The following is a 14,320-nucleotide window of genomic DNA, read 5'->3' on the forward strand; positions in this document are numbered from 1 at the left end:
GCGGGTTTTACAACTATCTTTTTTTGTCACCCAGATGTAACTAAACCCGCCCCGACCAAATTTTGAGTGTGTAGGCGTAGGTTTCACAACTATCTTTCTTGACCTCACCCAGATGTAACTAAACCCGCCCCGATCAAAGTGAGAGACTAAAAAAAAATACCGTTTCCCCAATCCCCAATCACTATTAAGGAGTAACAAATGACATCAACATCTGAGAGAGTAATTGTCCCACCCATGGATGACTATAACCAGCAATTGGTTTCCCATGTTCATCCACCGGATTGGGTTAATCCCAAACCCGCTGATCGGTATGATCTGGTGGTAATTGGTGCAGGAACCGCAGGATTAGTCACCGCCGCCGGTGCTGCTGGGATGGATATTGGCTTAAAAGTTGCCTTAGTCGAACGCCATCTGATGGGTGGGGATTGTTTAAATGTTGGATGTGTCCCCTCTAAATGTATTATTCGCTCATCTCGTGTTGTCGCTCAAATGAAAGAGGCGGGAGATTTTGGAATTCGTCCTCCTGAACAGATTGATATTGATTTTCCCGCCGTCATGGAACGGATGCGGAAGCTACGGGCTGGAATTAGTCATCATGATTCAGCCCAACGCTTTAAACAAACCTATAATATTGATATTTTCTTAGGAGAAGGGTCGTTTCAAGATTCTAATACTATTGCCGTAGGCGATAAAATTTTGCGGTTTAAAAAAGCGGTAATTACAACAGGCGCTAGAGCAGTACGCCCATCTATTGAGGGTATAGAAGAGGCAGGATTTCTGACCAATGAAACTGTCTTTTCCTTAACCGAACGCCCCAAACGGCTGGCAGTCATTGGCGGGGGACCGATTGGCTGTGAATTGGCACAAGCCTTCCGTCGTTTAGGCTGTGAGGTAATTCTTTTCCATCGCCATTCTCACCTTTTAAATAAAGAAGATACTGACGCCGCCGAAATTGTGCAGCATAAGTTTGAACAAGAAGGTATTCGCTTAGTCTTGGATTGCAAAATGAAACGAGCAGTCAAGATGGATGAAGGTAAGTTACTGCACTATACCTGTAATGGTCAGGATGAGTCGATCATTGTTGATGAAATTTTAGTGGGTGCAGGGCGTGCGCCGAATATAGAAGGGTTGAATTTAGACGCTGTTGGCGTGGAGTACCACCGCAAAGGGATAAAGGTTAATGATTATCTACAAACAACGAATCGGAATATTTATGCGGCGGGTGATATTTGTATGAAATGGAAATTCACCCATGCAGCGGATGCAGCAGCACGAATTGTAATTAAAAATACGTTGTTTTCTCCCTTCGGCTTAGGGCGGTCTAAACTCAGTGATTTAGTCATGCCTTGGGTAACCTATACTGACCCAGAAATTGCTCATGTCGGCATGTATGAAGATGAAGCTCAGGAAAAGGGAATGAAGGTGAGTACAATTAAGATACCATTTAATACGGTAGATCGTGCGATCGCGGATGGGGAAGAGGACGGATTTGTGAAAATCCACCATCAGAAAGGTTCGGATAAAATTCTGGGCGCGACAATCGTGGCGCGTCATGCGGGGGAGATGATTAGTGAAGTGACAACGGCGATTGTGGGAAACGTGGGGTTGAGTAAGCTGAGTAGTGCGATTCATCCTTATCCAACGCAAGCCGAAGGGATTAAGAAAGCGGCTGATGCGTATCGGCGCACACTGTTGACACCCAATACAAAGCGCTTTTTAGGATTACTGACTAAGTTATCATAGCAAGCTTGTAGTAAGCGCTTTAGCGCTGATGGCACTAAAGTGCCGACTACGAACGGTAAAGATTAACATTTTCTAAAGAATTACACAGATGGGCGTGTAGGGGCTGGTTTTGCACAAACGTTATCATCAAAGCGAAAAGAAAGTTCCATTACCCGCCCCTACAAACCAGGTTTCCTCAAACGCAGCGAAGAGTCAAAATCTTCAATTTTCAACCATAATCACCAACTTACCCACCACATGACCTTGTTCACTTTCCTGATGCGCCTTACCAACAGCAGACAAGGGATAGGTTTGTGCAATAACTGGGCGAACTTTCTGAACTTCAATCAGTTCTTTGAGAGACTTTAAATCCAAACCATTGGATTTGACAACCACAACTTTAGCTTTTTTCCCCGGAAGAACCGCCGTGACAAAAGTCTCCAGAAAGTTAACCGGATAGGGCTGAGTCGTAATATAAACGCCGTTGGGTTGCAAACAGTCTTGACAACCCCAGAAGGATTGATTTCCAACCACATCGAAAATAATATCGTACTTAGCAGTATCCTTAGTAAAATCCTGCTGAGTATAGTCAATCACTCGGTCAGCACCCAATTGTTTCACGAACTCACTATTTTTACCACTACAAACCCCTGTCACCTGAGTTGCAAACGCCTTGGCAATTTGTACCGCTAAGCTACCCACACCACCCGACGCGCCGTTAATCAGCACGTTGTACCCCGTTTTGATTTTTCCCTCATCTCGCAAGGCTTGCAGCGCTGTGAGTCCGGCTAAGGGAACAGCCGCCGCTTCTTTGTGAGAGAGTTTTTCTGGTTTAGGACAAGCGGCTGGTTCTGACACAACCGCATACTCCGTATAAGCACCACCCGTGAGATTATCAAGACAGGCATAGATTTGGTCACCGGGTTGAAAACGAGTCACAGCCGTTCCCACCTCGACAACTTCCCCAGAAATATCAAATCCCAAAATTATGGGAAAGTTATAGCCCGTTAAGAGTTGCAGCATTCCCTGTCTGATTTTCCAGTCAATGGGATTAACGCTGGTAGCATGGACTTTGACCAATATCTCATTAGTTTTGATGGATGGAGTTGGCAAGTCTATAAGGTGTAAGACATCCGTTCCACCATACTGATTAATTGCAACTGATTTCATCAACTATTCTTTCTCCATAGAGATTATTACCAATTCTTCTAAAATGTAACAATACTCTCTAGAACAATATCTCAGTCTTGAGGAAGACTCTGAACGTGAGTTAATTACCCATAGTATAGTTGTCAGATGCTTTCGTGAACAGGATTGATTAGTGATGAGTAATAATACTCAACTCCCCATCCCCTCCCATTTCAACTCCAATCAGGTTGGAGACGTCTGGCGTGTTCCCTATCAAGAGCGGGTCAACCAAGCCGAAGCTTGGGCAAAACAGCATCATCTCCAGCCAGCCCATGAAGATGAAACCCGGATTGGTTTATTGCTAATCGATGTTCAGAATACCTTTTGTATTCCAGACTTTGAATTATTTGTCGGTGGTCAATCGGGTACGGGAGCGGTTGATGATAATGTGCGATTGTGTGAATTTATCTACCGCAATTTAGGAGTGATCACCGAAATTGCAGCAACGATGGATACCCATACCGCGATGCAAATTTTTCATCCTATATTTTGGATTAACGATGCTGGAGAACATCCACCTGCGATGACGAATATCTCCATGGAGGATGTAGAAAAAGGCGTGTGGAAAATCAATCCAGCCGTTGTACCTCGGATTCGCCAGGGTGATGAGAAATGGTTACAAGATTATGCGCTGCATTATGCCAAGACGCTCAATTGTGATAGCAAATATCCATTAATTATTTGGCCCTACCATGCCATGCTGGGGGGAATTAGTCACGCTTTGGTGTCTGCGGTGGAAGAGGCTTGTTTATTCCATAATGTTGCTCGCCAAAGTCAGACCCATTTTGAAATGAAAGGTAGTAATCCGCTGACTGAAAATTACTCGGTTCTCCAGGCGGAAGTTCTTTTTGACCAGAATGACGAACCTATTGCCCAAAAGAACACGGCGTTTCTGGAAAAATTGTTAGAGTTTGACCGATTAATTATTGCAGGTCAAGCCAAGAGCCATTGTGTGGCTTGGACAGTGGATAATTTGCTGGGTGAAATTCAAGCCAGAGATGCCAAGTTAGCCGAGAAAGTTTATTTACTGGACGATTGTACGTCTCCAGTTGTGGTTCCTGGAGGTGCGGATTTTACGGAACAAGCTGATGCGGCGTTTCAACGGTTTGCTGATGCGGGAATGCATCGGGTCAAATCCACTGAACTTATTAATTGAATGTTAGACAAAAAATACCAAAAAATTGTAATAAATTAGGGTTGGGATCAGGGCGGGTTTTGTTTTTGATTTTGAGGTGGGGAGGGCGGGTTTCGTTGTTCATTTATCGGTGACTATCTAATTGAGTCCCTAAACCCGCCCCTACAAATTGTCCCTAAACTCGCCCCTACATCTTTGCCGTGCGATCGCACTAAAAATAGGCTAGGTCTTTATATCGGGTTTCAGATTAATATAAAACGCTGATATTGGGGCATAACATCCAGAGTAGGGGTGGGTTTAGGAACAAAATTAATAAAGAAACCAATAACTGTTCTGCAAAACCCACCCTGCCCCACCATTTAACCCAACCGTTTCCTTAAATTACCAATTTATACCACATCTTTGACGTGCGATCGCGCTAAAAATCGGCTGGTTTTTTCTATCGGGTTTAAGGTTAATTTTAAATGCCAAACAGCTTAGGCATTACGGCAAATCCGACGCCGAGGAACCCTCATAATCATTAGCCAAGCAGTGATACAGTTGATAATTATAACCATCTACCCATACCTTATTCTGAGAAAAATCTTCAGGATAACAGTTAGGTAAATCGGCTACTGTCGCTTTAAAATTGACCAGCCATATATCTAGAGGGCGTGGTTGTTGAGCTAGTGTTTGTTCAAGAGTGGTTGAGGCGGGGCAGGTTGACGCTTGACAACGATATTTGTCTTGATGAGCCAGGAGAAATTGGGGATTTGTGATAGCAGATGAGTCATGATTCTTTAACTCCCAAGCAATTCCCATCATTTCCCCCGTTTGCACTAAGGTATTATGGGTAGTCGCGATGAGAACGGGTGAAGAGGATGCTTGTTCAATAATTGGCACTAAAAGGTCGGGACGATAATATTTTTGATAGCCTAAGTTATTGACTACTGTAATCCCACTCAATAGTCCCATTACTCCCACCATCACGACGACAAGTTGACTCCGGTTTCGCCAAAGGGAAAAGTTGTGTAATTTGTGAGACGTTTTCCCGATAACAGCTAAGGCGGCGGCGATTAATAGGATGACAGCCGGAAAATAAACAAAGTGATAGCGTGCGCCTCTGGTCAAGTCTTTGCCTAGAATATACGTTATAGCAAAAAATAGCGCGATCGCACTTAAGACAAACCCCGCTAAAACCCCAGTATCCCAGCGCGTTTGTGCCTGTCGCACCAAGGTTTTACCCCCCCGATAAACAAAGGGAATAACCCAGACAAAGAACCCAATCATCACCGCCCCAGACACCAGCACAACCCCTAATGATGAGGATTCCACAGGTAACAGCGACACCATCGTAATCCAAGCCGCCAACGTCTGAAAAATCGGATTAATCCAACTCAACAGACTTTCCCGGTTCAGCATCATCCAATCCGCCATCTGGGATTCATACCCTCCCTGTAACACGGGTATCCACACCAAACCACCAATTCCTGTTCCCATCGCCGCCGCCAAAATCCGCCACCAATTCAACGATTTTGGGGCTGAATTCTTTTCTGGGTACAACTCCACGGGCGTTTCCCTACCGTTTATCCCTGGTTTCCACCCAACACGATAATGCCACAACCCCAATCCCATCAGGGCAATTCCTTCAGCAAAAAGGGTCAAACTAAAAAAATAGTGGGTGGCGATACCCAAACTATTCACTAGAACCCAAACTAATACCACCTTAATCGGTAAAGCTGTGCGGCGTTTGAGATGCTGTACCGCCACAACAAAGCAACTCAGGGAAGCGATAACCCACAGAATACCTAACGTATAATGACGTGCTTCCTGTGCCAAATAAATCCCAAACGGCGACACCGCCATCATCGCAGCAGCAAATTGTGCCACAACCTGCGAACGAAACGCCAGCCAGCCTAATCCATACATGGCTGGGATAGAGAGAACCCCAAAAAAAGCGGGGAGCGATCGCGCCGCCCAAAGTGAGATATACTCTCCTGAAGTGGGAAATAACTGCATCCACTTATGCGCCAGCATAAAATAAAGTGGCGGATGGTGATCCTCGGTTAACAGCTTCTGCCAGACTAAACCCACGCCAGCTTCTGGGTTTGGTTGTAGAGGATGCAACAATGTTTCTAGGGAAATAGCTTGGTCAAGGGGTACAGTCTGAAAACTATTACCCAAGCTAAACACCAGCGTCGCAAACTCATCCGTCCAAGGGGACTTCAGGGTAATATTGGTGAAGCGCAACGCCGCACCAATGACAATCCATACCAGTAGCAGGAGTAGATTAAAGTTTTTCCGGGATTGCAAAATATTCAACGGGAACAGAGGAGTAATGTTTGTAGTTGCGCTGTCTTCGCCATCAAAGCTAGCATCACCTACAACAAACCTTTAAGTCAACGCCACGCTCATTAGGATAGGTTTACAGCTCTTTGCGCTGTAATAAAGTACAGTAGATCAAAGCGTTATCGGTGAGCCAGGGCGGGTTTTGTTGTTGCGTGATCGGTAAATAAGCTAACTTTAGTTCCTAAACCCGCCCCTACAGAGTTCCTAAACCACCTCTACATGTTTCTAAATCAATGCAACAAGATTCCCTGCCAAGCCTTTTGTAACCGTTCCCTTGCTGCACATTCGATCAAATCTCCATGAGCCAAAATTATAGCAGTAGACACATCGATTAGGACTTTCGGCACCATTGTAGAGACGCGCCATGGCGCGTCTCTACATAAATGATGTGTCCTAACCGCTATGGCGGTTGCTATACCTGCTCAAAATTCCAAATTTGATTAGGGATATATTCGTTGAAATATTGCATCATGTAATGAATGACCCAGGCTGATGAATGAGCTAAACGCAGACCTGAATCCTTACCCTTATTTGATAAATTAGAATTACGCCCGGAAACCGTAGGGGCGCATAGCGTGCGCCCACTTCAATGGTAAAATCTGTTCCTCCATTTTAGCTGTTTCATTCCCCTACCAAATAACAAATGTGCCATGACACGTCTCTAAATCTAGATTAATGCTCTAGGCGACATTTTTGATCATCTTGACAATCTAAACCCTGTTGACGTTGGGCAACTAAGGTGGCTAGACTGGGGCGTCCTGTCAGTTTGAGGCGTAAGTTTGCCCAGATAGTATAAATTTGATTGGCTAAACTATTGAGGATGGGTAGGCGAGTCGGGGCATATATCCAACCCATTCCTAGAATCTCGTAGACAGTACGAAATACTTCAATATCTTTGATAATTTTACCATCTGGTAATATTGCATGAATGCGTCCCATTGCCGTTTCATAATCAATCCCGCTATTGTCTTCAGGATTATAGGATTCATCGGCAATATCGACAAATTCCACTAATCCTCGACCCGCATCCCGTTCTTGGAGAAAGTTAACTTCTCGTAGACACAAGGGACACTCACCATCATAGAGTAGCTTGATTTGCCAGGATGGGGCTTGTGGATTGGATCGGGTTAGGGTTTCAGCGCTAGACATCAATATTTTTCTTCGTTTGTCAACGGTTTTATAGCTATATTAACAAATCTTAATAAATAGAGATTGCCCTGTCAACTTATCTCTATGATTGAATCCAGGGTCATCTGGTGATCATCACCTGAAGCGGATAACCTGCGATCGCGCTGTTCTGCTCGGCTTGATACATTATTCGTCAAATTTGTCAAGATAGTCATAACATGGATTTTGTGCCAGAGAGGTTGGCATAGTACCAGTTGTCAACTGTGTGACGTTTGCCTAACGAGGGCATAGAAATATAAGGAGTCAATCAATGACAACGAGTCTAGATGCTAGCCGTTTGACAATGAACGATGTTTATCGGATTTGGAAATTTGAAGAACAGTTAAATGATTCAATTCTTTCCTATCTCTCCCTGGAACCTCTAACCCAACTTGAACATGATGAAGTCTTAAAGATTCGGCAGGTTTTCCGTAGTTACTACGATGCGGGAAAAGTGACTGAAGGACAAGTCAGATTATTCCCCATCGCTCAATTACTCTGGTTTGCTGGCTTCTATCACACAGATATAAACATCACGCTAGAAGAAAACATTGCTGAGATTGATATTGAAGATGAAGACACGATTATCAAAGGGAGAATGGATATTCTGGCAGTCAATCGGGTACACCAAAGAAGCAGTGACACAAGGTTTGTCATTTTGTTGATTGAAACCAAAAATAGTACAGTTAACGCTTTAGAAGGGTTACCACAACTGCTGACTTACGCCTATCAACGCCTAGAGTCTCAAGCGGGAATTTGGGGACTGACGACGAATGGACTTGATTATCAGTTTATCTATATCCAGCCAGGAAACCCACCTACCTATCAACTTTTTCCAGAACTTAGCCTAATTCGCCCAGAACAGTCAATCCAGTTGTTACAAGTTATCAAAACTATCTGTAGGTTACACTATTCACCCTGAAGTATTGACCGTATTGGGATCAACTGATGTCCTAACCTATCCCCATAGTGCTATAAAAAGGGGTGAATCCATTACCCCTCTTTACGACGGCTCAAGTCGATATTGCTCAGCTTCCTGTTTTGGCGCTAAAACTAAAGGCGTACCCGATAAGCTGCGCTGGTTTGCCTATGGCTTTTATCCGTTTCCAATGATCAATTCCCATTGTCAGATTTAGCCTACTGTCTCATCGTCAGTCGCATTGAATCGTCAACGAATTTATACAATCCTTGACTAAGTTCATCAGCTTTCTGCTCAAGATTGGAGAAGATTTCATTCATGGTGTAAGCATAGGGTTGTACTAGATACTTTGAGTTTGCTGGAATACGGTCGAGGACTTCATCTATGAGTAATTTGGTCATATCCGCTACCAGATCCCAATCTACATCTACGCTAGGAAAAACCATAACACATAAAGGCACGAGTTCTTGTTCCACGGCTGCCATACTTTCCTCTAGCACACATAACCATAAATAGCTTTGGAACATATTTAGATCTCTGGTTGTCGAGGCTGTTACACCTGAGTCAATTAGTCCACCTCGACGGCTTTGATGATGAGGGAATAATTCGATGCATTGATTGTAAACTTTGTTGGCAATTTCGTGACTGAGCGGTAGCATCTGTTCGACAATGGCTAAGATAGGTGAACTTGGCTCATGCTGGGCAGCCGCTGAACACACCCGTCTCCAGGGAATACAAGCTTGCTCTTCGATAAACTTCAGATAGGGGCTGACTAACACTTGCTCGGCAAGGGTGAGTTTGTTGAGGATTAATGCGGCACTGAAGTGAAACTGGGTATTGATAAAGCCAATTGTGCGCGGGTCTTTTGAGACTAGATGTTGCTGTTGAAGTTCCAATAATGAGGGTTCAAGTTCTGTGTAGAGCTGTTCAATGGCAGGTAATTCTAAGGCTTGTTTCGCCCAATTTGCAAAGACTTTGCTTGATAAATCAATTACTTTTTTGGAGTTATTTTGAGTCAGTGTCAATCGCATTGCAGCTAGGGATGAGGTAGATGGCGATTGCTGCAAGTAAACATCCATTGCCTTGGAATAAGCCTTTGCTCCAAACTGAGCCAATCGCCGAGCTTCAGCTAAATTCACAACATTAGGGACATAAGAGAAAAGAGCATTGGTTTTCATCCCAGCGCGTTCACAGTGGATCTGGACTAAGCGCCGTATTTCGGCAACGGTTTGAATTCGCCCTTCTCTAGAAGATGCTGCGATTAAATCAGTGGGAGTCAACCCCCCTTCTATTGAGGATAGAGTTGACAAGTCTGGCATGTAACGCTGCGCCCATAGCTTGACGAGGCGTTCGACTGAACTTTTTTTGACCAGTTGGGTAGTTTTCAGCATAATTCAGGAGTCGGGTTATCAGAGCAATGGTTGTGGGTAAGCTGTCCTAATTTCAACTTCGCCGCATTTCAGATTGTTTTTTTATATCCACATCATAACTTCAGCGCAAAAAAGTTATGTAAAGCCTATTTAAATATTTCTGTGTGTTTTTTTTAATTCCGGTTAAATCTGTGACGGATGAAAAAACTGCCTGACTTAACGTGACGATTAGCGCGGATGGTATTGCCATGATGGGTAGTGGCTAGGGTATATATTATACCAAATCCGATGAAGTGACACTTCCTTTATCTCTTAGGTAGTAGACTTGTAGAGACGTTCCGGCGGAACGTCTCTGCTAACTCATGCTGACGACTGCACAAACTTGGGTGATAAGGGGAAAGATTCCCCAAATGAAAACGTAAGCGGAGACGAGAGCAATTGTTGCTTTATCGGTAACTCAATTACAAACTCTGTCCCTTGACCCGGTTGGGAAATACAGGTTAATTGACCCCCATGTTTATCCACCACAATTGATTGAGAAATCGATAACCCTAAACCTGTCCCTGTGCCAATGGATTTGGTAGTAAAGAACGGATCAAAGATTTGTTTTTGAATCGCTTCGGGGATACCTGGACCATTATCCTTGATCCGAATAATTACCCGTTCAATCGGTTGCGAGTTCTGGGGTTCCTTGTCTGGTGACTCCTCCAATGGGACAACGGGTAATTGAGAACTCACTGCCGTAGATATCGTAATCCTGCGGGGTTCCGGGTGGGTGTCTAAGGCATCAATGGCATTCCCCAGGATATTCAAAAACACCTGATTAAGCTGACTGGCGTAGCATTCTACCAATGGCAAGTTGCCATAATGTTTGTCAACCTGAATTTCTGGACGATTCAGTGTTGATTTGAGTCGATGCTGTAAAACGAGTAAGGTGCTTTCCATCCCGTCATGGATATCCACCGGCTTAATTTCCGCCTCATCTAAACGGGAGAAATTCCGCAGGGATAAGACAATTTGACGGATGCGATTGGCACCCTCTTCCATGGAGTTCAAGAGTTTGGGAAAATCTGCCCTCACAAAGTCTAAATCAACAGCCTCAATCTCGGCTTGAATTTCGGCAACGGGTTCGGGATAATGCTTAGCATAGAGTTGCAACAACTGCAACAATTCCATCCCATATTGACGAGTATAGGTAATATTCCCGGCAATGAAACCAATCGGGTTATTGATTTCGTGGGCAATACCCGCCACCATCTGACCCAAGCTAACCATTTTTTCCTGTTGAATCAGTTGGGTTTGCGTCTTTTTGAGTTGATCTAAGGTGTGCTGGAGATCCTGGTTTTTGACTCTCAACTCCTGTTCCGATTTCTGCAAGGCTTCCTCGGCTTGTTTGCGATCGCTAATATCCCGGATAATTGTGGAAAACACCTCCACCTCTCCGGTTGCGCCGGGATGCGCCATCACCACCTGAGATACAGGAATTTCCCAACCCTGTTGGTGCACGAGTGAGGTTTCACCCTGCCATACTTTGTCTTGGATCACGGTGGGTAAGGCTTCGGCGAACAACCGTTGGTTCACTGACTCAGGATGGAAATCCCACATCCGCAGATGGCTGATCTGCTGATCTGGCTCAAGTCCCACTAATTGCCGCCCCGCCTTATTAATATAGAGGAGCGTCCCATCCGGTTCACACATACTGACAAAATCGGTGGTACTTTCCAAAATCGCCGTCAATCGCGCCGTTTTTTGTTCCGCTTGCTTGCGCTGAGTAATGTTGGTACTGGTACTCACCACCCGATAGATCTGTCCGTGTTGATCGCGCAGGGGGGTTAATGTGGTAATCCACCACCGTTCTTGTCCCTGTACACTAAAACATTCTTCATAGGATAGGGATGTTCCCGTCTGGACACAGGTTGTGTAATGTTCAGTTATCGTGATTGCCCGATCCGGCGGTAAGATCGCACCGAGGGATTGATTCCGTAACTGTTCGGCGGGGATACCGATTAACTGTTCGTAAGCGGGATTCACATCCACATAACGGAATTCCCAGGATGGATCAGGTTCACTCTGGTGTTGATGAACATCGACGACACTAATCGAGTTTTCCACACCATTGAGGATGCTGCTTAAAAATTGTTCTCTCTCCTGTAAGGCTTCCTCGGCTTGTTTGCGATCGCTAATGTCGGTGATCATTCTGAGTACGCCGACAAACCCCCCTTGATCATTAAATAGTGGCGTCGCCGAAATAATCGCCCATAGATTTGATCCATCTTGGCGGCGAAACTTGAAATCGTAGCGTTCCTGGATTCCTTGACGGCGACGATCTAAGTAGGTTTGGATCAGCGCTTGGGATTCGCTGTCAATAAAATCAAACAGCGATCGCCCCTGCATTTGTGTGATCGTATACCCTAGCATTTGCGTCATGCGACTATTGGCGAAGGTGATTTGGTTATTCTCATCAAACACCCAAACCCCTTCGGATGCGGTTTCCACGATACAGCGATAATGACGTTCCGATTCTCGCAGGGCGGCTTCGGCTTGCTTGCGTTCTGTGATATCTTCAAAAATCCCTAGTAGATACTGGGGTGTACCCGTTTCATCCAGCAAGGGGACTTTTTTGGCATTAACGATGCGTTCACCGCGATGGGGCGTGTTCAAGGGGGCTTCAGGAATATCGACTAATGTACTCCCCATGAGAATTTGTCGATCCTTCGCCCGTAAGAGTCGGGCTTGTTGGTAGGGTAAAAAATCATAGTCACTCTTACCCAGAACTTGGGCTTTTGAGTAACCCAAGAGTTCTTCGCTGGTTTTGTTCCAGTACATCACCTGTAATTCTTTGGCATCTTTAATAAAGACACCCACCGGGAGATTCTCGATCACGGAGTTGAGGAAGGCTTGCGTCTCTCGCAGTTGAAGTTCTGTTTGTTTGCGATCGCTAATATCTAGGATCACGCCATCCAGCCATTGGACGACACCATTCTCATCCCGCGTCCCTTGACCTTTATCATAGACCCAAGCGATTTTGCCATCTGCGCGGACAATCCGGTACTCCAGCACGTAGGAGTGCTGGTTGTCAATACTTTGTCCCACGCTTTCTTTCACACGACGGCGATCGTGAGGGTGGATAATACTGTCAAAGGAACGGATGCGATCGCTAATAAACTCTGACGCCTCATAGCCAGAAATATCCTGAATCGCTGAACTCAGAAACGTCATCGTTCCAACCGAGTCCCAGGTACAACGATAGACAGCGCCCGGAATATTGGCAACTAACGCCTGAAATTGGGCTTCGCTGTGTTGTTGCGATTCCGGTGTCTGTTGGTCTTTGGTGGAGTTGGGGGTAGATTCAAGGGAATTGGGTAAAATAGCCATGATTTTCTCCACACTCAGAGGCGTGGCTCAACTATTGCGAGGGTTTTGCGGGAGTGAACGGTTGAATGCTTAAATTTTTATTAAATTTTTTCGCCTTTGACATAAATAATGTTAATAGATGTTACCGTTTGCCATTATGCACATTCATGTAACTAATTGTAAAGTCCTTAGCTCAAATCGCCTGTCATCTACCACACATGCCCAGTTTCCTCAGTGGTAGGTGTTGTCAGTGCAAGCAATGGTCAATGGATAGATTCTGACTTGAGGAGAGGTTGACCATTGGTAACCAACCAACTCACTCATGATAAGGCAAGTTCTTAAATCGAGCTACATCTACTGATTTTTCTCTGATGAAAGCGATCGCACTATATACCGTAGGGTGGGCATTGCCCACCTGCTTTAAGTCCGTGGTACTCGTGTTAAATCGGTAGGCACAATCAAAGTTAACGGCGGGGATCTTCATGCGTCATCCTCCCTACCCATTCCTAATTTCAATGCGTGACGGCTTAAAGTTTTCTCAATCTCAACGGTCAACTTTAATCGTGTCCGACTCCTTAAGAGTAATGATCAAACCCGGCTGATCAAGTCGCTCTTGTTACGTTAATTCTCGCCACCTACTTGATCTGACTTTCCAATCACTAATATCCAAAATTTCATCGAAAATTTGTTAAAATTGATACCAAATACCAGAGAATATAAACAAAAGGTAAGTTCCTTAGCTTATTGGAGTATATATTTCAGTTAATTAGACTACAAAATAAGCTCATTTTTACAGAAAAATTTCCCCTATCTAGAGATAGACAACTTGCCACGCTCCAACTGTTTTATGGGTGAATCAGCCAACAACTTAACGAAACCAATAGCGCTATACTTCCTACAAATCATCTGTAATTAGACAGTTCAGGAGTGGCAAGCTGCCAATGTAATGGGATCGCTATTTTGTCACTGTTTAGTAACCTACAAGTAAGCTTTGCATAAAACTGATGCAAGTTTTAAATCGCTGAATATGACGCTTCATCGCCAAAATCAATCAGTCGAGATCAAAATAGGTCAAATCCTCCTCTCAGACATTAAAATTGGGCATTTTTTAGCAAAAACAGCACTTTAGAGCCAGGA

The 14,320-nt window shown here is 44.6% G+C and carries 10 protein-coding genes; 3 read left to right on the forward strand and 7 right to left on the reverse strand.

Annotated features, from left to right (window positions below):
* Positions 1–198: 198 nt before the first annotated feature.
* Positions 199–1,743 (forward strand): mercuric reductase, encoded by a 1,545-nt coding sequence (locus tag RH949_RS29070; RefSeq protein WP_446358071.1) that lies wholly within the window; start codon positions 199–201, stop codon positions 1,741–1,743.
* A 201-nt stretch (positions 1,744–1,944) separates the two neighbouring features.
* Here the strand turns inward: RH949_RS29070 and RH949_RS29075 are convergent, their stop codons facing one another.
* Entirely contained in the window at positions 1,945–2,892 is a 948-nt protein-coding gene (locus RH949_RS29075) for an NAD(P)-dependent alcohol dehydrogenase (protein WP_006099231.1), read from the reverse strand.
* 154 nt (positions 2,893–3,046) lie between these two features.
* Here RH949_RS29075 and RH949_RS29080 point away from each other — a divergent pair, with 154 nt between their 5' ends.
* Positions 3,047–4,066, forward strand: coding sequence for an isochorismatase (locus tag RH949_RS29080; protein WP_446358074.1), 1,020 nt, complete (start codon positions 3,047–3,049; stop codon positions 4,064–4,066).
* A 462-nt stretch (positions 4,067–4,528) separates the two neighbouring features.
* Here RH949_RS29080 and RH949_RS29085 read toward each other — a convergent pair whose 3' ends face one another.
* The 3 genes from RH949_RS29085 to RH949_RS29095 all read right to left on the reverse strand — a co-directional run bounded on the left by RH949_RS29085 (position 4,529) and on the right by RH949_RS29095 (position 7,716).
* Positions 4,529–6,337, reverse strand: a complete 1,809-nt coding sequence (locus RH949_RS29085; protein ID WP_446358076.1) for a glycosyltransferase family 39 protein — start codon at positions 6,335–6,337, stop codon at positions 4,529–4,531.
* Positions 6,338–7,045: 708 nt separating this feature from the next.
* Positions 7,046–7,522, reverse strand: coding sequence for a thiol-disulfide oxidoreductase DCC family protein (locus RH949_RS29090; RefSeq protein WP_446358078.1), 477 nt, complete (start codon positions 7,520–7,522; stop codon positions 7,046–7,048).
* Positions 7,523–7,593: 71 nt separating this feature from the next.
* Positions 7,594–7,716, reverse strand: coding sequence for a hypothetical protein (locus RH949_RS29095; RefSeq protein WP_006099244.1), 123 nt, complete (start codon positions 7,714–7,716; stop codon positions 7,594–7,596).
* Between the two features lie 95 nt (positions 7,717–7,811).
* On the opposite strand from RH949_RS29095, the gene RH949_RS29100 reads away from it, so the two are divergent.
* Positions 7,812–8,462, forward strand: a complete 651-nt coding sequence (locus RH949_RS29100; protein WP_044205445.1) for a hypothetical protein — start codon at positions 7,812–7,814, stop codon at positions 8,460–8,462.
* A 215-nt stretch (positions 8,463–8,677) separates the two neighbouring features.
* On the opposite strand, the gene RH949_RS29105 is transcribed toward RH949_RS29100, so the two are convergent.
* The 3 genes from RH949_RS29105 to RH949_RS29115 form a co-directional block, all read right to left on the reverse strand.
* Positions 8,678–9,850 carry a hypothetical protein gene (locus RH949_RS29105; protein ID WP_006099570.1) on the reverse strand — a complete coding sequence of 391 codons (1,173 nt, stop codon included), beginning with the start codon at positions 9,848–9,850 and terminating at the stop codon, positions 8,678–8,680.
* Positions 9,851–10,189: 339 nt separating this feature from the next.
* Positions 10,190–13,204 carry a PAS domain S-box protein gene (locus tag RH949_RS29110; protein ID WP_446358081.1) on the reverse strand — a complete coding sequence of 1,005 codons (3,015 nt, stop codon included), beginning with the start codon at positions 13,202–13,204 and terminating at the stop codon, positions 10,190–10,192.
* Between the two features lie 295 nt (positions 13,205–13,499).
* Positions 13,500–13,667, reverse strand: a complete 168-nt coding sequence (locus RH949_RS29115; RefSeq protein ID WP_446358083.1) for a hypothetical protein — start codon at positions 13,665–13,667, stop codon at positions 13,500–13,502.
* Between the last annotated feature and the right edge of the window lie 653 nt (positions 13,668–14,320).

This window comes from Coleofasciculus sp. A1-SPW-01 (genome assembly GCF_040217205.1).
In the GTDB taxonomy this organism is placed as follows: Bacteria; Cyanobacteriota; Cyanobacteriia; order Cyanobacteriales; family Coleofasciculaceae; genus Coleofasciculus; species Coleofasciculus chthonoplastes_A.

Bases quoted from the DNA above. Each gene is read 5' to 3' on its own strand.
- RH949_RS29070 (WP_446358071.1), top strand. From the start codon at position 199: ATGACATCAACATCTGAGAGAGTAATTGTCCCACCCATGGATGACTAT.
- RH949_RS29075 (WP_006099231.1), bottom strand. From the start codon at position 2,892: ATGAAATCAGTTGCAATTAATCAGTATGGTGGAACGGATGTCTTACAC.
- RH949_RS29080 (WP_446358074.1), top strand. From the start codon at position 3,047: ATGAGTAATAATACTCAACTCCCCATCCCCTCCCATTTCAACTCCAAT.
- RH949_RS29090 (WP_446358078.1), bottom strand. From the start codon at position 7,522: ATGTCTAGCGCTGAAACCCTAACCCGATCCAATCCACAAGCCCCATCC.
- RH949_RS29095 (WP_006099244.1), bottom strand. From the start codon at position 7,716: ATGACTATCTTGACAAATTTGACGAATAATGTATCAAGCCGAGCAGAA.
- RH949_RS29100 (WP_044205445.1), top strand. From the start codon at position 7,812: ATGACAACGAGTCTAGATGCTAGCCGTTTGACAATGAACGATGTTTAT.
- RH949_RS29105 (WP_006099570.1), bottom strand. From the start codon at position 9,850: ATGCTGAAAACTACCCAACTGGTCAAAAAAAGTTCAGTCGAACGCCTC.
- RH949_RS29110 (WP_446358081.1), bottom strand. From the start codon at position 13,204: ATGGCTATTTTACCCAATTCCCTTGAATCTACCCCCAACTCCACCAAA.
- RH949_RS29115 (WP_446358083.1), bottom strand. From the start codon at position 13,667: ATGAAGATCCCCGCCGTTAACTTTGATTGTGCCTACCGATTTAACACG.